General features: G+C 32.8%; 19 protein-coding genes. 6 read left to right on the forward strand and 13 right to left on the reverse strand.

Annotation, left to right across the window (positions count from 1 at the left end; translation table 11 throughout):
- Nucleotides 1-532 precede the first annotated feature (532 nt).
- Nucleotides 533-1,024, reverse strand: coding sequence for an HIT family protein (locus ACIP9G_RS02190; protein WP_401017045.1), 492 nt, complete (start codon nucleotides 1,022-1,024; stop codon nucleotides 533-535).
- A gap of 531 nt (nucleotides 1,025-1,555) precedes the next feature.
- On the opposite strand from ACIP9G_RS02190, the gene ACIP9G_RS02195 reads away from it, so the two are divergent.
- Nucleotides 1,556-2,650, forward strand: a complete 1,095-nt coding sequence (locus tag ACIP9G_RS02195; RefSeq protein ID WP_401017046.1) for an NADH-dependent flavin oxidoreductase — start codon at nucleotides 1,556-1,558, stop codon at nucleotides 2,648-2,650.
- Nucleotides 2,651-3,256: 606 nt separating this feature from the next.
- Here ACIP9G_RS02195 and ACIP9G_RS02200 read toward each other — a convergent pair.
- The 8 genes from ACIP9G_RS02200 to ACIP9G_RS02235 all read right to left on the reverse strand — a co-directional run bounded on the left by ACIP9G_RS02200 (nucleotide 3,257) and on the right by ACIP9G_RS02235 (nucleotide 9,623).
- A complete protein-coding gene (locus ACIP9G_RS02200; RefSeq protein ID WP_401017047.1) occupies nucleotides 3,257-3,658 on the reverse strand; it encodes a DUF4181 domain-containing protein in 402 nt (133 codons plus the stop codon).
- A gap of 304 nt (nucleotides 3,659-3,962) precedes the next feature.
- Nucleotides 3,963-4,418: a GNAT family N-acetyltransferase gene (locus ACIP9G_RS02205; protein ID WP_401017049.1), complete on the reverse strand. Its 456-nt coding sequence runs from the start codon at nucleotides 4,416-4,418 to the stop codon at nucleotides 3,963-3,965.
- 91 nt (nucleotides 4,419-4,509) lie between these two features.
- The gene (locus ACIP9G_RS02210) at nucleotides 4,510-4,767 is read right to left on the reverse strand and encodes a hypothetical protein (RefSeq protein ID WP_401017051.1); all 258 of its coding nucleotides are present in this window, start codon (nucleotides 4,765-4,767) and stop codon (nucleotides 4,510-4,512) included.
- Between the two features lie 181 nt (nucleotides 4,768-4,948).
- Nucleotides 4,949-5,236 (reverse strand): hypothetical protein, encoded by a 288-nt coding sequence (locus ACIP9G_RS02215; RefSeq protein WP_401017053.1) that lies wholly within the window; start codon nucleotides 5,234-5,236, stop codon nucleotides 4,949-4,951.
- Nucleotides 5,237-5,863: 627 nt separating this feature from the next.
- The gene (locus ACIP9G_RS02220) at nucleotides 5,864-6,088 is read right to left on the reverse strand and encodes a hypothetical protein (RefSeq protein ID WP_340824222.1); all 225 of its coding nucleotides are present in this window, start codon (nucleotides 6,086-6,088) and stop codon (nucleotides 5,864-5,866) included.
- A 473-nt stretch (nucleotides 6,089-6,561) separates the two neighbouring features.
- On the reverse strand, nucleotides 6,562-7,284 hold the full coding sequence (locus ACIP9G_RS02225) for an SDR family NAD(P)-dependent oxidoreductase (RefSeq protein ID WP_401017055.1): 723 nt from the start codon (nucleotides 7,282-7,284) through the stop codon (nucleotides 6,562-6,564).
- 363 nt (nucleotides 7,285-7,647) lie between these two features.
- Nucleotides 7,648-8,829 carry a multidrug effflux MFS transporter gene (locus ACIP9G_RS02230; protein WP_401017057.1) on the reverse strand — a complete coding sequence of 394 codons (1,182 nt, stop codon included), beginning with the start codon at nucleotides 8,827-8,829 and terminating at the stop codon, nucleotides 7,648-7,650.
- Between the two features lie 281 nt (nucleotides 8,830-9,110).
- Complete coding sequence (locus tag ACIP9G_RS02235) at nucleotides 9,111-9,623, reverse strand: hypothetical protein (protein ID WP_401017059.1); 513 nt, start codon at nucleotides 9,621-9,623, stop codon at nucleotides 9,111-9,113.
- Between the two features lie 335 nt (nucleotides 9,624-9,958).
- On the opposite strand from ACIP9G_RS02235, the gene ACIP9G_RS02240 reads away from it, so the two are divergent.
- Both ACIP9G_RS02240 and ACIP9G_RS02245 read left to right on the forward strand, forming a co-directional pair.
- Nucleotides 9,959-10,081, forward strand: a complete 123-nt coding sequence (locus ACIP9G_RS02240) for a hypothetical protein (protein WP_401017061.1) — start codon at nucleotides 9,959-9,961, stop codon at nucleotides 10,079-10,081.
- A gap of 1,459 nt (nucleotides 10,082-11,540) precedes the next feature.
- Complete coding sequence (locus tag ACIP9G_RS02245) at nucleotides 11,541-12,062, forward strand: GNAT family N-acetyltransferase (protein ID WP_401017062.1); 522 nt, start codon at nucleotides 11,541-11,543, stop codon at nucleotides 12,060-12,062.
- Between the two features lie 854 nt (nucleotides 12,063-12,916).
- Here ACIP9G_RS02245 and ACIP9G_RS02250 read toward each other — a convergent pair.
- Entirely contained in the window at nucleotides 12,917-13,483 is a 567-nt protein-coding gene (locus ACIP9G_RS02250; protein WP_401017064.1) for a hemoblobin-interacting domain-containing protein, read from the reverse strand.
- A 331-nt stretch (nucleotides 13,484-13,814) separates the two neighbouring features.
- Nucleotides 13,815-14,252 (reverse strand): VOC family protein, encoded by a 438-nt coding sequence (locus ACIP9G_RS02255; RefSeq protein WP_340824214.1) that lies wholly within the window; start codon nucleotides 14,250-14,252, stop codon nucleotides 13,815-13,817.
- 426 nt (nucleotides 14,253-14,678) lie between these two features.
- Between ACIP9G_RS02255 and ACIP9G_RS02260 the strand changes: the two genes are divergently transcribed.
- Together ACIP9G_RS02260 and ACIP9G_RS02265 are read left to right on the forward strand one after the other, a co-directional pair.
- Nucleotides 14,679-14,867 carry a hypothetical protein gene (locus ACIP9G_RS02260; protein ID WP_401017066.1) on the forward strand — a complete coding sequence of 63 codons (189 nt, stop codon included), beginning with the start codon at nucleotides 14,679-14,681 and terminating at the stop codon, nucleotides 14,865-14,867.
- Nucleotides 14,868-15,023: 156 nt separating this feature from the next.
- Nucleotides 15,024-15,197: a hypothetical protein gene (locus tag ACIP9G_RS02265; RefSeq protein ID WP_340824212.1), complete on the forward strand. Its 174-nt coding sequence runs from the start codon at nucleotides 15,024-15,026 to the stop codon at nucleotides 15,195-15,197.
- 189 nt (nucleotides 15,198-15,386) lie between these two features.
- Here the strand turns inward: ACIP9G_RS02265 and ACIP9G_RS02270 are convergent, their stop codons facing one another.
- Entirely contained in the window at nucleotides 15,387-15,752 is a 366-nt protein-coding gene (locus ACIP9G_RS02270) for a hypothetical protein (RefSeq protein ID WP_340824210.1), read from the reverse strand.
- A 153-nt stretch (nucleotides 15,753-15,905) separates the two neighbouring features.
- Nucleotides 15,906-16,187 carry a hypothetical protein gene (locus tag ACIP9G_RS02275; RefSeq protein ID WP_340824209.1) on the reverse strand — a complete coding sequence of 94 codons (282 nt, stop codon included), beginning with the start codon at nucleotides 16,185-16,187 and terminating at the stop codon, nucleotides 15,906-15,908.
- A gap of 179 nt (nucleotides 16,188-16,366) precedes the next feature.
- Here ACIP9G_RS02275 and ACIP9G_RS02280 point away from each other — a divergent pair, with 179 nt between their 5' ends.
- Nucleotides 16,367-16,939, forward strand: a complete 573-nt coding sequence (locus ACIP9G_RS02280; RefSeq protein WP_401017070.1) for a GNAT family N-acetyltransferase — start codon at nucleotides 16,367-16,369, stop codon at nucleotides 16,937-16,939.
- The last annotated feature ends 205 nt before the right edge of the window (nucleotides 16,940-17,144 follow it).

The raw sequence follows: 17,144 nt of genomic DNA on the forward strand, positions 1-17,144 counted from the left end.
TGTAATATAACTCATAGGTTAATGTTTTTGGATTAGAAAAATAGCGATATTATTCTACAATCGCTTGATTGTGGAGCAAGTACTCAAATGAAATCTTCCTAATTGAAAATACTTATAAATATTCTACTTACACTCTGATTCAAATTGAGTAATCTCGAAATGATTTCATCACTTCCTGGAGAAAACATAAATATTGAGAACGAAATACATAATAATCCAATAAGTACTGAGCTTAATCTTTTTTTCCCAAGTAGCCCCTTAATCACTAAAAATAATCCTACAAATAATATCAGGAAATACCATAATCCCATAATTTCTCCTCTTATATAACTTAATATTATAACGTTAACTTTAACTATAAAGTTCTTCCTCCCTTTGAAATAATTACTCAGTTTGTTAAATAATAAAAGTCCCAAAGCGTCCTTTAGTAATCATTCATGAAAAGGTGTTATTCTACAATCTTGCCCTTTAATGAAATCGAGCGCTGATTCTTATTACAGAATCGCGCCCGATTACGGTATAACAATAAATTTCACCTATTGTTGGTACTACAATAGTTTTCACTTATCCACGAACGCAACTTATCTGCATAGAAAGGACGTTCATCTGGGTCAGTGTAGTAACCTTTGGTTAGGTATAGGTTATCGTTTTCATATCTTGGATACACGTGAAGATGATAATGCCACACATCTTGATTTCCAGCAGGTTCATTATGTTGTCGAGTAGAAACTCCATCACAACCATATGTATTCTTCATCGCAAACGCTGTCAATTGAGCAGCACGATGAATTTCAGCTGCTACTTCTGCTGGAAGCTCATATATATTCTCAAAATGTTCGTTAGGAACAACGAGAACATGCCCCATGTTATTAGGCCACCACTTGCTTGCGATAAATGCTGTTACATGTTTATTATGATAAATAATGTCTCTTTGTTTCGTTCCCTTATTTGTTTTTTCTTTACCTGATACTACCCGACAAAATGGGCATTCGTAAACTTCGGGTTTATGTGAATATGATTTCATATCTCTTTATCACTCTCCTTTGTATTTGAATAAGAAAACTTTGTTCCTTTTACTATCCTTTAAAACTTATATTAGTCATCTCAAATAACCATTCAAATGAGCAGTAACGTTTAAAGCCTTGCATTTTTATTCCTCCAGTCAATTTGTCAGGAATTATTTCATATAGATTTCAATACCAGATATATATCAATATTAACATAAATATCCAATAAAAATGCGATTACTGGGCAAAAATCCAAAAGGAGATACGTACAGGGGGGCTTTTATAAAAGTTTTATCTATAAGATGATCTTTATTGAACTAAAGCTTATGGAGTAGTTTATAGGGAATCCAGCTCGGTTTGATATGCGTTTGATAATATATCTTAGATTATCGATGCTCATACGTCTTTTCGGCCTTCTAATTTGGTCCGTCCCCCTATGTTCTATTGCTTTTTTTATAATAATCCAGCAAATAAAATATAGTAGTAAAGCGCAATCTTTGACTTTTAAATCCGATAAATTTACTCTTGTTTTAGAAGGAGTGAATAACATGATAACTTATTTAGCACCATTTACTTTTAATAACGGCGTCACAATTCGTAATCGTTACGTGATGGCGCCAATGACAACTTACTCAGCTAATGCTGATGATACCGTATCAGAAGCGGAAATTACATATTACCGTGAGCGCTCATCTGGCGTCGGTATGGTCATTACAGCATGTGCTTACGTAATTCCTAATGGGAAAGGCTTCCCAGGTCAAATCTCTGCGCATAGTGATGAATATATTCCGAGCTTAAAACGTATTGCTGATGCGATACATGATGGTGGCGCAAAAGCAATTTTACAAATTTATCATGGTGGACGCCAAGCAGTACGTGACCTTGTGCCAAACGGTGATGTCGTAAGCGCAAGTGAAACCATTGCAGCAGATGGCGGTGTGGCTCGTGCATTAACGGTAGAAGAAATCGAGGAAATAGTCTTAGCATTTGGTGAAACGACACGTCGTGCAATTGAAGCAGGATTTGATGGTGTGGAAATTCACGGTGCCAATACGTATTTATTACAACAATTCTTCTCTGGCCTTACAAATAAACGTTCAGACCGTTACGGTGGAACTGTTGAAAAGCGTATGACATTCTTATTAAATATTATCGATAGTATAAACCGTGCAAAAGTGCAATATGCTGATGACCAATTTATCGTTGGTTATCGTTTTAGCCCAGAAGAACCTGAAGAAGACGGTATCACTCTAGATGAAACCGTTAAACTTGTAGATCGTTTAGCAGACGAAAAGCTCAATTACTTACACATTTCATTAGGTGATTTCCGTGCAGAAGCGCGTCGATATAGCGGTGAAAAAGAAAATCGTATTAAAATTTTAAAACGCGTGATTGACGGTCGTGTACCGTTCATAGGCGTTGGTTCTATTTATTCACCAGAAGATGCGAAAGAAGCGATGGAAACAGGTGCTGATTTACTTGCACTTGGTCGCGAGCTATTAATTGAACCACACTGGGTAGAAAAAGTAGCGGCTGGTGAACCAGTTATTACTGAAATGGATATGAGTCGTGATAATAACATTCCAGAGCCGCTAATGAACATGATGAAACGTAATGTTGGTTGGGTGCCAGGCGTAAAATAATTGTAAAAAAAGGAAACTCTATAACGAACTGACCCAGACTATATATGTTTCGTACTTAGTTTGATTATGATTGAATCAGGCATTTTTATGTTTGTCGATGGTGACTTCCCAACTGACATGAAAACGAAACAGCATAATACTATATGAATACGATGGAGGCTACAGGTTATTTTGAACCAATGCTAACGATTGTCAATATCAATTGTGGGCTCTCATTTATAACACATCGTCTTATGCCATTTTCGTTAATTATTTTTATATTGATTATCTGAGTTTATTACAGGCAAAAAAAGTAGCTTAATATTCAGTATAGTTCGAGGTAAGAAAAGTTTGATTAATGAAACAGGTAGAACTAGTATTATTTATTGATACTGTCCTATCTGTTTTTTATTTTTCTTATCAACGAGATTTTATATAGGCTACTAAATCAAAATTAGGTAAAATTTAACACAAGGTTGTTATCTAATAACTTGGGCCCGTTCATGAAAACGAGCGCTAATTCTTATTACAGAATCGCGCCCGATCGTTGAATACTAAAGGAGTTTCTATAGCTGGTTTATTTCAATAACTTTAACAAAAGTCCCTGCTGTTTAATTAATAAATAGGTTATAGTAAAATTTTGGTAGCACGATAGGCTATTATGATTATAATTGGAAACCACACAGAGAAAACGAAATGGATGTAATATACTCTCGAATCTGTATCAACTCTTTTTGCCACATATCCTCTAAATCCAAATAATACAAATAAATATAGCGATAACCACAAATAAGTAGGGATTGGATTTAATGGACGATAGATATTTTTTTCAAAAACAGTAATATTAGACATAAATAAACCAATAAAAAATATAATCAACATTAAATTTTCTATTAAAGTTTGATTTTTAGAGAACCTTTTATTATATTTAATATCCTTTGCAAGATTAAATTTCCGTTTCACTAATTTTTCGAGAATAAAAGAACTAATTATTAAAAGTATATAGATGGTGATTGCAACCCATAACATGGCTTTCTCCCTCCATACAGACTATTCACTTTTATTTTAACATTGAACACACAACATTTGTAAAATATTTCCTAAATGTATTTTTCACTAACCCCTCCCTCCAGTTCATTATCTCAATGCAGCCTTTAACAATATGACCTTTTTAATGAAAACGAGCGCTGATTCTTATTACAGAAGGTACTGCACCCGAATGTTTATCTAAAGCCTATGGTAGTTGAAGTTGAGGTACCAATTAAAAATACACTGACTTATGTAATTTTAATATGGTAATACATCTATCTTTGTTTGTGTAATTTTATTTTCTTTATAATACAGTATCTGAAATTGTCCCGTCTTCATTTTCCCACGCGTTTCTTAAGTAGCCTTCCTTTACAAATCCAGCTTTCGAAAAACATTTTCGCATTGCTAAATTATCAGCCCTAGTGTACCCTTCAATTCTAATCTTTTCTTTTTCACCGAATAAATAATCTTTTACCCATAGCAAAGATTGTGTGCCAATATTTTTACCTCTTGCTCCTTCAGTAATACGAATATCAAACAAAGGGATTGAATCTTCAATGTCCTCAATAATTACTATTCCGACCTTTCGGTTATCTAGAATAATCCAAAATGTCTTTCTTCCATCAGCATAATAACCATTTTCTACAGCCCTTTGAATAGCTCCTTTTTCTAACTGGGGATTCATATGATATTTCCAATCGTTTGTGCAAAGTAAATCCACCAACTCATCATTTTCTCCACTAAATAATTGAATTTTCACAATTTATACCTCCTAATAAATTATAACTAAATTTACCAATTTTAAATAATAAGAGGTGTTTTTCAACAATATGATCCGATTGTTGAACACGCTATTCTGCTAAATTAGAAAAAGATAGTTGTTTTTCCCAATCAGAAGAACCTATTTTCATCCAATACTCCCCTTTTTGTTTATCGAAAATGACAAAGTAGTCGGATGCTATGGTGATAAAATCATATCTATTTTGTTCGTTATTAGATTCATCAATAACTACATGGTTAGTTATTAAAGATTTGGAAATTAGCCATGAACCTAAAACAATACATATTCCCAAGAACACAATAGAAAAAGCTTGTAAATTTTTACTCATTAACTTCCCCTCCTCGGATACAATTGATTTCTCTAACCCATTCATTATTTCCTTCTCTTTCTAAACTGCCCCTTTACTTTAAGTACTTTTCTTCACAATCTCCTTTATTCAATTAAATGGCCCTTTATTGAAAACGAGCGTTGATTCTTATTACAGAATCACGCCCAATTGTGGAATAACTTTATCTACTATAAGTAATCCAAATTCTATACATATCCTTACCGTCTATCTCAATCTTATCTCTATGCATTGTAACATTTACATTCGTGTATACCGCCCATTGTGGTATTAATTCCGTTAAACAATCAATCACCTTTGCATCAGGAGTTGCATAACCGATATTTTCTTTTCTCAAAAAGCAATTTGAGAAATCTTGATATAATGAGTCTGTCCATTCATAAACTTCAAACTGAGAATCAAAAATCCGTTTATCTTCTTGATATTGTCCGTTTGCCCAGTATATTTCCATAATAATACCTCCTCTAATGAATGCAGCGTTCAATAACACAATTTCCTATAAAGCGTAAGACACTTTCCTAGTTTTCCGAGAAAGCGCCCGATAATGGAATAAGTCTTCAGAAGAATAACGATAATTTTCTCTATTTACTAAATAACTTAAATTTCAGAGATTAAGTAATAATTGCAAGTAGAGCTATATGTCTCCATGCCATATAAAGCAAGAAGTCACTACCATATACAGCAATGGGAGAAGTACCAAAATCATCAACATAAATCGCAATGTTCAAAAATTCTTTCTGAATTACTATTTAACCAATCACTAATTCAACCTTTTTCTTTTATTTAAAATGAAAAACACAACAATGCCAATGATCACTGCCACTGTGCCCATATATATTTGATTTCTATTATGTTTACTACTTAAATTAACTTCTTCAAATCGGGGGCTGTCCTTCTCCAAGCACATCCAAATCCTCTTGTGAAGAACTCAACAAGTTAGACCTAATCCACTATATAAGCGAAGAGAAAAGACACAATAAGAAGCCATTCAAAATGAATGGCTTCTGTAGATTTGTAATAAAGTATGAGTAAATTAATATGTAACAGGAAAAAGTACAATAGGCTAAACTAGGTTTAATTACCATCTGTCATTATTTTTATGATTCTTAAAATGAATGTACTCTGTATTTTTCATTCTCGACCAACTACTCATAGCATTCAAAATAATAATAAAGATTACAAATAAAATTGAACCGACCATGTAATGACCTAAGAAAAAAGTAACAAATGCCACAACTAATAGTGATATTATTAAAACTATTGCTAAGATTTGTAATTTCCCATTCTTCTTATTATCATTCATATACTCTACCTCCTATTAAATAATTTTTCGTGTCTTTTAACATGTTGATATGGTTTATTTTACCTCATTTTAAAGTATTACACAAAAAATCCCGACATATATACACAATAAAGATGATTAGCTCTAAGAAAACTAACGCTTTTAATTTAAACTTTATTTTCTCTAAATCGTTTTCTCTAATCCTCGTAGTTCATGTATAGCACCGTTACGGGGCTACCTCGTGGATACTCTAATGAACTTTCCATTCACCATGTAAATCGTATGGCAACGGCAGTGAATTCCTTTGAATTAATTCTCCAAAACCTTAGAGCTTTTGATATCCAACGAAACTAGCGCCCTTGCATAGAGCCTCATACAAGTGTATCAGTTTTTATTGAACAGATCCTTTTTGCATAATAAAAGTCCTCCATAGACGATTGTAAAAGGCTTAAAATCTATTATATTAGTAATTAAATTTACTTATTTTGAAACGATTAAGCATTTAAGTCTGTTATTGAAGGGATAATAATTTCCTTAACACATGAAACTGGTGATAAATTAATCACACATTGCACAATAGAAACAATATCTTGTACAGGTATACGTGTACCTTCATATAAATCAATTGCCTTTTCTGCACCTTCTTCATAAGGTACTTCTGCTGCTAGCTCCCCTGGATTAATACAAGTGACAGGAATTTTATCTCCTCTCAAATGTTCACGTAGAGCATTTGTAATGCCTCGTAAGCCGAATTTAGATGCAACAAATGAAACCTGTGAACTATTTGTATGTTCTAAGCCTGCCGTTGAACCAATTAAAATGACTTTTCCATTTTTAGCTTGTCTTAAGTTTGGTAGAAGCGCTTGAATATACGTAATAGTAGAAGTTAGATTTATATTGATTAAGTTGGAAATATATTCAATTTCATCCTTATCAAATGTATAGTCATCTTCGAAACCACGCTTTTCCCATACGCCAACATTATATATTAATACATCTATTGCAATGTCTTTTAATGTTTCCTTTAAAGCAGAGATTTGTTGTTGACTTGATAAATCTATGGAGAGCCATTTGCGATTTACACCATCATTAATATCCAAACTTTCTGGTCGTGTTCTTGACACCATCCATACAGTATCTCCCTCTATGGGTAGACCCTTTACAAAGGCGTCACCAAGCCCTTGACTTGCTCCAAAAATAATAAAGTCTTTACTCATCTAATCATCCTCTCCATGAACTATCTTTTTGATTATTTAGGATAGAAAACAACATAACAATATCTATTATATTTACAACATTATTAATTCACTTCATTCCTTTGACTGAAATTCATAATTGTTGCTTGAATTTGACTATCAATTTCTTGTTCTAGTTTGCTATACTACACCATTTGGAGTGAAAATGCAGCTCTTACTTTTACCATAAAAAACCCCCGTAAAAGTTAGATTGGTGTCTAACTTTTACGGGGCAGTTCAAAAGAGAATGCTTTTATATAATTGATAATTTTTTAATATAATGGAACGATTAGAGTAGCTTTAAAATAAAGTTCAAACGTGGTCCCTATAACGTAACGTGAGAATTCACAGCTTTTTATTAAGTAAGGGTACGCTTATTAAAAGCATAACAATTCCTATTACTAAAAAATATAGTGGCATCGCTAAAACTGTTCCATTATGGAAAATACTCATACCATAAATTATAGCGCTGACCAGTAAATAATAACCTAAGCTAAATATCGCACCCGCAGAACCAATGACGTCTTGAAAGTCAACGAGCGCTAAGCTTAAACAGTTTGGTAAAGCGGTACCTGTACCAAATAAAATAATGAACACACTAACAATCATAGTTGGCATTTGTAATACAATCGGTAAAAAATGCACCGATGTAGCGAGCAATGTACCGATGAGCATCATGACTAACCCTTGTACGATAATCTTCTCAGGTTTTGTCTGGCTAACAAGTCGTTTAGAAAGCATCGCACCTGCAATAGAAGCGAGCGCAACGATAATACCTAAAAAACCATATACCGCACTTGTTAGTGTAAAGTATTGCGTAAAAATAAATGGTGCTTCGGTATAATAGCTAAATAATACACCGTTAATACCGCCAATTAATACGCCGTAGCGCCATAGACGCGCATTTGTAATCATGCGCTTCGCTATTGGTAGTATAGGCTTCATTTCAATTGTTGTTAGCGCTGTTTCAGGTAAGCGTATATACGCATAGCAAAATACAATAATGCTCATAGCAACTAACACGAAAAATACGACTTTAAAGCCAAAATAATAATCGGTAAAACCACCGATTAATGGGCCAATGGCAGGTGTGAAGGCAAGGGCAGCTGAAATTTGAGCAAACAGTTTATGCCGCTCAACACCAGAAAAACTTTCGCGTAAAATCGTTTGTGTTACGACAGAGCCGACACTCGCACCAAACGCTTGAATAAAGCGTGCGACTAATAAAACTGCCATTTCATTTGCTACTAAACAAAGTACGTTACCAACAAAATATAAAAACAGCCCATAAAGCATTGCCTTCCGACGACCAATTTTGTCGGATAGACGGCCAAAGAAAAATACTCCGAAGGCAAATGCGATAAAGTATACACTCATCGTAAGCTGTGCATCACTCATAGAAGTTTCAAACACTTCTGCAATAGAAGGTAATGATGGGCTAAAAATTGTTTCACTAATTTGTGGGAAGCCTACTAAAACAATCAATAATAATAAGCTTGGTGTTTTGTTTCCGATGTTTTTCTTCAAAATAATCCTCTCCTAGATAATTATAGGTTTGAAAGAAAAACATCGTAGCTTGGGAAATGGTGGCTTCACGAGTTTGATTTTTTCTAAATCTCTCATGAATTCACTTCCTTCTAAATTAAATATACGTAAAATTATACCATCCAAATGGATAAACGATGTAACTTTTTTTATAAACAGTTAATCTTTTTACTTAGTCGCATAACCTTCAATAGTTTTTAAACAAAATAAAAGGAATTTGTATATTAGGAACACAAATACCTTAAAAACAATCCAACTTCCCTTTAATCTTCTACTCGATATGTATACCTTCTCATCGTTTCACATTTATCATCTGAGCATTCGAAATAATAAGGTTTTTCAGAGTCAGAACTTACGACTTTCACTTTATATCTAAAAGGAAAACCATCTTTTTTTGTATATTCTCCAACCTCAACAGATACTATATTTTCACTTTTTATATTAAGTGATTGGAATGCCTTCGATGCACCCGTTAATAAAATCTCTTTCTTCTGGAAATCATCATGTTTATGATGATTAAAATAGCCAGCCACACCTATCGAACAAAAGAAGAGAAGCATAATAGCTAGAATAGATATAAAATTTGTTAACTTTTTATTATTCGATTTTACACCTATTACAAATAAACTGATCATAGTTGAAGTACAAATATAAATGACTGTAAATATAATAGTAGGCTTTTCATATAGAGAAATTTGATAAATAAACAATATAAATAAATACACAACAAATAAGACAGCCCATATGGGAATTAGATATCTTTTATATGTTTTCAAATTGGCACCTCGAATTATTTATTTACCTAATCCAATTTTAACATAAATATCCAATACTGGAATTATCTTTAAAGAAATACTATTGAGGTGATTTATTTCACTTTTTTTGAAAACCTTAATTATTCACCCATCAACAGTAAATTGTTTTCTCCAATCCCCGTAGTTCAAGAATGGCACAGTTACGCATGAAGATTTTACTTGTTTGTACGCTTCGTTAAAGGCTTTCTTATTAAGTTAACCTTAAATTATATATATCGTTTTTCCAATTCAAGCTGTAGCGTCTGCAACCGCTTTTTATGTTACAATTAAATTCACAAAAATTAGGAGGTATGCTAATGCTTGGTGTTACTTACGTAGTCTTCACCTTCGCCATAGCAGCGACAGTCATTGCCGTACTTAATGACATGAAGATTAAAAAATTAGAAAAGCGTATCGAAGTACTTGAAAGAAATAAGTAATATTAATATATAGTTGAATTATAGAGAGATATTTTAATCTCTCTATTTTCGTTTAATCCTCCTATTGTTCAGTAACACACTAAACGCAAGCAAAGGCTTACTGTTATTTTTATTGTATTAACAACACCATTAACATTCGTCAGTACAGCCCTTACGTAAATTGATTTATTATTAACCGCGGGGAAATAAGTTTTAGCATCTATCGCTGACGGATCGCCGTATGCGATGAAAGTCGCCTGTACGGTGAAAGCTCGTTATAAAACTGAGAAGGATAAGACGAGAATAGCGATACAATAGCGCCTATAGTAGCTGTTACCCATATTCATGATCTTCAATTTACATTTGATATTGGCGAACAAGCTTATATTGGTGGTGTTCCAGTTCAAAACGGAGCCGATGTTGCCGCTCAGATTACAGTTACGGGTATAAACTTTTTATATTCAGCTATTTACAATACTAATAGCCACCAAATACTTGTGAATATGAGTACAGTTCACATTCATGATGCCGTTATATTAAAAAATACCATTACTGACCAAGCAGGAAATAACATTATGGCTACAAGTGCAAAATGGATACCCCACTCTCCTTTTGCAAATCAATGGGTGAAGCAATAATCAAATCTTTATTGCATTGCCATAAATTATAACCTCACCATTTAGGTGAGGTTGCTTTTAATACAATCCCCCCTCCTTCAATTACTGACCTAGCCCACATACGCAAAATAATTTCCCGGGTAAGCGCAAGAAACGACAAGTTTTACTTATAGGCAAGATTATTGTTCATCGACTAATTCCTCTTCAATCTGATCAATTACATTTAATCAGTTACATCGATAGCCTCACTCACCTTCTGCAATTTACTGCTTATTGTGCATCCATCATCAGCTTTAACGCTTCGCTGACTTTTTCGTTTTTGTTTATAGGTTTACATATTCGGGTTGTTTGTTTATAAACAATTGTTTCATCGCTTCCATATCACGATAATCACCTTGTACAATAATCGAAGAAGCACTTGCACAAATACCCGAAATTTCTGTAAATCAAGAGGTTCATTGTGTATTTGAAGAACGTTTCACTCATTTAATACCCAGGACATCTTTGAAATAGCGCGTCACTTTTCTCCGCTTCCTGAAGAAAATGGTAATAACCGGACTCATCTTCATATTCATTGTTCGATTGGAAATAAATTAAACCCTTTCCTTCTTTTACGCCAAGCGAGAATGATCAATTGTAACGAAAACCTATAATTTGTAATAAAACACTATAATTTGTAAATATATATGATACAATTGCCTAAATAAGATGGATTTTGACAGTAATATGGATTAGAAATCATAGTGGAAAAAGTTAGCATTATTGAATATTTTGTGTACTCTATTTTAAGAATTATGGAAAGGTTATTTGAAATATTTTAGGTATGTATAGGAGTAGCTTGTCTTAGGAGAGGAGATAAAAAAATGATTGAATTTCGAAAAATATCCGGGGATAACATAGATGAAGTAATTGCGCTTGAAGTTGGAGAAAACCAGAAAGACTTTATAGAAACTACTAACCTCAGAAGCTTTGCAGACGCTCATATGTTGAACGCAGATGGGATACCTGCGACTCCCATTGCCATTTATGCTGATGGAATTGCGGTCGGATTTTTGATGTATATTTACGATACGCTGGATCATGAATCATTTGAAAATGAAGGTTTTTACGGGAAGAAGTGCTATTTTATTTGGCATATTATGATTGAAAAGAGTTATCAGGGAAAGGGATATGGCAAAATTGCATTTGAAAAAATGTTGATGGATATTGAAACCATGCCATATGGGGAAGCAGAATATGTAGCCCTCTTTTATCGAACAAGTAATATCATAGCTAGATCATTATACGTTTCATTTGGTTTCGTAGATACAGGAATCATTCAGGAAAATTCGATGTTGATGATTAAAAATCTAGATGGGAAAATAGCAGATTTCATAGTAGAATAGGATCTCTGAAAGAAATATATAAGCTGTCAACGTCTTTGATGGCCATGGATAAAATATATAAATACGACTATCTCCTCAGTAGCTATAGCTTATATGACTTCCTGCTAATCTATTAGCTACACTAGAGATAAAAAGTGAGCTAACAATACCTATAGTAATTCTTTTTAAAACACCTTTAGCTTTCAACACTAACCTTTCTTTTACTAGAAATATAATTGTTATTATTTATCGAGTTCATTCGAAAATCTAATACTCACGATTGGTATTTATCTTTACTAACTTCGTACTATAATGTAACTAGGGAAAGTAGTATATAACACTCCACCAGCGGCCTCTGAAGTGAATCCTAAAAAGTAAATACTTGAATAACCTGTTAGATTGAATGCAATCTCAATATCTAAATGTTTCTATATTAGAACCAATTTTCTCTCTTATCCCACTCTCCCGTAACCCTATAACCATACTTTACATACTACACGTTATTCTGACTGTATTCAGCCGCCTATTGCACCTTCCATTTTACACCCATCGCTTTCACTTGATTATTACTATATGTCAAAATACGCATAGGCATCCCATGCGTTTCGTCAACCTCATCGCTCGTCATGCCATGTTCCCTATGTGATTTCAGGCAGGTACAGTGTTAGCAAAATAACTTGTCCAAGATTATAGGTCATTTTTGGCTCAATCATTCTCACATCTAATATATACTCCCCTCTAAAATAGTTCTATCGTTTAAAAAATTAGTTTGTAACGACTTTCTTTCCTTATTTCATGTATCAAGCTCTTCACTAAACAAACTGAAACAAATGTGCAAAAAGAAAAGAACGCCATAATGGACGTTCTCATTTTGTTCATTTAATAACATTTATTAAATATTGCCCTTTTGACGAACCATCTTCAGAGATAATGTCCAACCATGATACATAGATCTCTGATATCGTATTTGATTCTGTATAGTCGAAATTATCATCACCGATATTTTTTCTGAACATATAACTTTGTGCGGAGCCATTGTAAGATTCAATTGCTGCTTTAATTTCAGCGACTGTTGCTGTCGATTTAACTGTTATAAATCCAATTGAGTTGTCCACTTGTACAATACTAGCGTCTTTTGTTTTTATTCTAACTTCGGCTAATGGTTTAAGTACAGTTTGACTAACAACAGCATCTTCATAGCCGGTAGCATGAAACTTGAAAATCAACAAACCTGAAGGCATGCCTTTAGGAATTGTGATTTTTCCTGGACTAACCCATGAAGAAATAAAATTTAAAGGAATAAAATTTACTCCTCCGTCCGTACTAATTGATATGGAACTTAATTTAGATTCCCAAGCACTATTAGAAGAGAAGCTAATTTCCAATACATTGTCTAGGTAGTTATTTGTAGAATCCGTTATTAAAGTTGGTGCTGCTAACAAGCTATTCTCGTCTTATACCATTTCTTTTTAGGTTTTATAACGAGCCTTCACCGTACAGGTGATTTTCATCACATACGGCGATCCGTCAGTAATATTTCTACTTATTTCCCCAAAAGAATTATAACTTTAGTCATAGGCTTTTGTCACTATTATATATGATTACTGACGATAATAATTACACTAAGTATCTACTTGCCTTTTATTATAGTTCACTTACCAATGTCTAATTTCTTGCTCTGAAGTGTTGCACCGCTTTAGGTTTAACATCTTAACAGTACAAATATCCACCACTAAGTAACAAAGAGTTACATCTTCATTTTAATTAACATGCTTACTTGATTTCCTCAGCCAACTCCAAAATAATTCCCTCTGGACCACGAACATAGCATAATTTATAACTTTCTTCATACTGCTGTATCTCACTAAAGATTTCGGACCCATTCTTTTTCAATTTGGCGACAACTGCTTCAATATCTTCAACAGTAAATGCTATATGGCGGATACCTAGTGTATTTGCAAAGGGTTGCTGAATATCTGTATCATCTGATGGCGAATAAAATTTGATTAGCTCTATCCATGTTGGACCGTCTGATGTTCCCAAACCAACACACGCTACTTTAGCGTCATTAAGCCCAACTGCATATCCCATTAACTCTCCTTCCATATCCCATTCTGCTTTCACCTCAAGCCCAAAATCGATAAAAAACTTTTTAGCGGCAGAGAGATCGTTTACGATTACACCTATATGATCTATTCGTTTAATATTCAAATTTCATACCTCCTATGTTCCTGTAATTATCCAATATACTGTATACAAATGCTAGTATTAACAAAGGGATTATTAATAAAGCGAAAATATATAATCATTACGTTACTATTTTATTTCACGGCTTTTATATGTTATTATTTACATAAATTACATTTAGAGGGATTTTATTTTACAAAATTCGAAAAATACATTTATATTGCTTACTTCGGGACAATTTTCTGATTTTTATCCGTTTGGGATTATTTCAAAAATAATAACGAGTTCGCTGGAATACTTTCTCTTTTCCTTATGGCTAACAATTTTTTTATTCATGGCATCATTGTTATTTCGTAAAACAAAGATGAAAAGAAAAAACATATTGTGTAAGCTTCTCTACTTCACTGTATTGTTAACAAATTAACAATCCCAATATTAGGAGGTGTTTTATTGACTGATAAGAGTAGAATATTACTTAGCTCAGTAAGTAGTTTGGCATTATTTGCTTTAGGGGCATATAGAATCTTTACAAACAACTTAGAAGCTATGTCAATATTAGTAGCGTATATTTTTTTGATTGGCGGTTTGATATCTTTTGTTTTTAGCATAGCAAAGTTGTCTGAAATCCATCGATCTTAGCGTTGCATATTGCAATGCTTTTTTTGTTATTGCACAATTTCTTTCATATATTCATTACGCAAAACTACCAATTATATTTTCTATTGATTAAATATTTATTGCTTTTAATTTATCCATACTAACCATATAATTAAATAACTAAAAGGAGGCTAAAAAATGAAACATAATCCTTTACATCAATGGCAAAAAGAACATAATAAACGGGTAAAAGAATTCCATAAAAATCACGCTTTAGCATTAGACAATGGTGAGAATGGAAATGGGCTATTAGCTAAGTGGGAACGATTTATCTATAACAAAGGGAAGGCTTTTTTAAAGGCTGTCAAATAAATTTTTAAGTAGCTGTTCTTTTTTAGGGCAGCTCTTTTTAATTTTAAATCACCTTCTCTACCAGTTCCTTCTTTCCACTAAGCTCTTTCTTATGCCCTCCCCCTGCTACACTTGTAATGAGAGGGAAAAGTTTGCTTTTTAAATAAAAAGACACTCCTACTATAAGGAATGTCAAAAGTGTGTATGAAATTATCTATACATATCTAACTGATTTAACAAATATCTTTCTAATTCATTTATTGATAATACCACTTCTTTATGAAGTTTATCTTCGATACTATCTTCAGTAATAAATACTAAATATTTATTTGCATCTACAAAAAACTTTTCAAATTCTTGTAAAAATGTTTCGATTTTTTGATCGCCAGGCGTTACAGATAAATAGATCGTTTTAAATAAATTAAAGTCACTATACGCATTACTTAAAAAATAGATAACTAGCGTTTTATCATTATTTACATTTGATTTTACAAAAGATAGGTTTTGTTTTAGCTTATTCAATGCATTTATAAGATTTGTAGTTTGCTTAAACATATTCGCTGTATTACTAAACATCTAATATCCCCTCCAACTTAATCATAAAAAAAATCTATAAAATTGGAATATTTTTATCAAACTTTTCCTCTCAAAGCTAACACAATTGTTCCTAAAGTGCACAAAGACCTTTCACAACAATTTTTGAAGGACCTAAAATAAAATTTCCTATTATTAATTCTGTAGTACGAAGTTATATTTTTTATTTATTTTGTTTGCAATAGTTTCTAGGAACAATTCAACCGTCATATTTTCAACTTCTCTTGTATACCATGCGAGCTTTGCGCCATAATTTTTTTTATTATAATTTACTTCCAATGGCCAAAAATTTTTTGTAGCATAAGTATAATCAAACTTAACAAAAAGTTCCTTCCCATCTGGACATTCCATAACAACATTATACATAGGATTTTTTCTTTCTTTTTCAAACTTAACTTTTCTAATTTTGGTTAACAATAGTATCCCTCCATTTATGTACTAATTCGACATAAAGAATGGATCTCCTCTAAAATCAGACAAGTATAACACTAAGCTTCATTTTTTGAAGTAAAGTCCAGTTTGCTTTTGACAATTTATGCATATATGTATGTTATTATAAAATTAGTGTTTTTATAGGCGATAAAGGGAGAATGATCATGATTCACAAAAGAGGAATAAGAGTTTCGTTACGTACAGCTACAATTGCAGATTTAGAAGAAATTTATTATTGGAAATATGTTGATAAAACACAAGCCGCTAAGAAATGGAATGGACCGTATATTCCAGAAAAACAAATGACTAAAACAGAATTTTTAAAGGAATGGGCCAATGAGGAAGAGTTATTTGAAGGTGTCCCAAATACATTAGTCATGGCAGTAAATGACCAATTTATAGGTGTTGTCGGAGCTTATTGGGTTGACAAAAATACGAATTGGCTTGAAACAGGGATTGTTACATATAATTCAGATTACTGGAATGGTGGCTACGGTTCTGAGGCTTATAGCTTATGGATTGACTATCTTTTTGAAAATACTACTCTTCATCGCTTAGGTATGTCTACTTGGTCCGGCAATGAAAGAATGATGCGAGTAGCAGATAAATTGGGGATGCAATTAGAGGCAAAAATTAGAGACGCACGAATGGTTAATGGAAAATACTATGATGCAATTAAAATGGGCATTTTACGGAGCGAGTGGGAATTACTAAAAGTTAGTCATCATTCAGTCTAAAAGATTAAAAGTTATATTTGCACACTTAAAACCAGCTCGGTATTTTTTACCTTGCTGGTTTTTGTTAGCGAAAATGTACCTTGTAGTAGTAGGTACTTTGTTTGAGTAATACTATTGAAAGAAAGATTTCCCAAAATCTTTAAAGCTCTTTAATATTTTTTTTTTCGAAAGGCAATTAACTATAAAATCCAAGTTAACATTGCAT

Origin of the sequence: Lysinibacillus sp. NPDC093197, from assembly GCF_044754025.1 — a bacterium.
Taxonomy (GTDB): Bacteria; Bacillota; Bacilli; order Bacillales_A; family Planococcaceae; genus Lysinibacillus.

Bases quoted from the DNA above. Each gene is read 5' to 3' on its own strand.
- ACIP9G_RS02215 (WP_401017053.1), bottom strand. From the start codon at position 5,236: ATGGAAATATACTGGGCAAACGGACAATATCAAGAAGATAAACGGATT.
- ACIP9G_RS02265 (WP_340824212.1), top strand. From the start codon at position 15,024: ATGAAACATAATCCTTTACATCAATGGCAAAAAGAACATAATAAACGG.
- ACIP9G_RS02270 (WP_340824210.1), bottom strand. From the start codon at position 15,752: ATGTTTAGTAATACAGCGAATATGTTTAAGCAAACTACAAATCTTATA.
- ACIP9G_RS02200 (WP_401017047.1), bottom strand. From the start codon at position 3,658: ATGTTATGGGTTGCAATCACCATCTATATACTTTTAATAATTAGTTCT.
- ACIP9G_RS02190 (WP_401017045.1), bottom strand. From the start codon at position 1,024: ATGAAATCATATTCACATAAACCCGAAGTTTACGAATGCCCATTTTGT.
- ACIP9G_RS02220 (WP_340824222.1), bottom strand. From the start codon at position 6,088: ATGAATGATAATAAGAAGAATGGGAAATTACAAATCTTAGCAATAGTT.
- ACIP9G_RS02210 (WP_401017051.1), bottom strand. From the start codon at position 4,767: ATGAGTAAAAATTTACAAGCTTTTTCTATTGTGTTCTTGGGAATATGT.
- ACIP9G_RS02195 (WP_401017046.1), top strand. From the start codon at position 1,556: ATGATAACTTATTTAGCACCATTTACTTTTAATAACGGCGTCACAATT.
- ACIP9G_RS02280 (WP_401017070.1), top strand. From the start codon at position 16,367: ATGATTCACAAAAGAGGAATAAGAGTTTCGTTACGTACAGCTACAATT.
- ACIP9G_RS02245 (WP_401017062.1), top strand. From the start codon at position 11,541: ATGATTGAATTTCGAAAAATATCCGGGGATAACATAGATGAAGTAATT.
- ACIP9G_RS02240 (WP_401017061.1), top strand. From the start codon at position 9,959: ATGCTTGGTGTTACTTACGTAGTCTTCACCTTCGCCATAGCAGCGACA.
- ACIP9G_RS02225 (WP_401017055.1), bottom strand. From the start codon at position 7,284: ATGAGTAAAGACTTTATTATTTTTGGAGCAAGTCAAGGGCTTGGTGAC.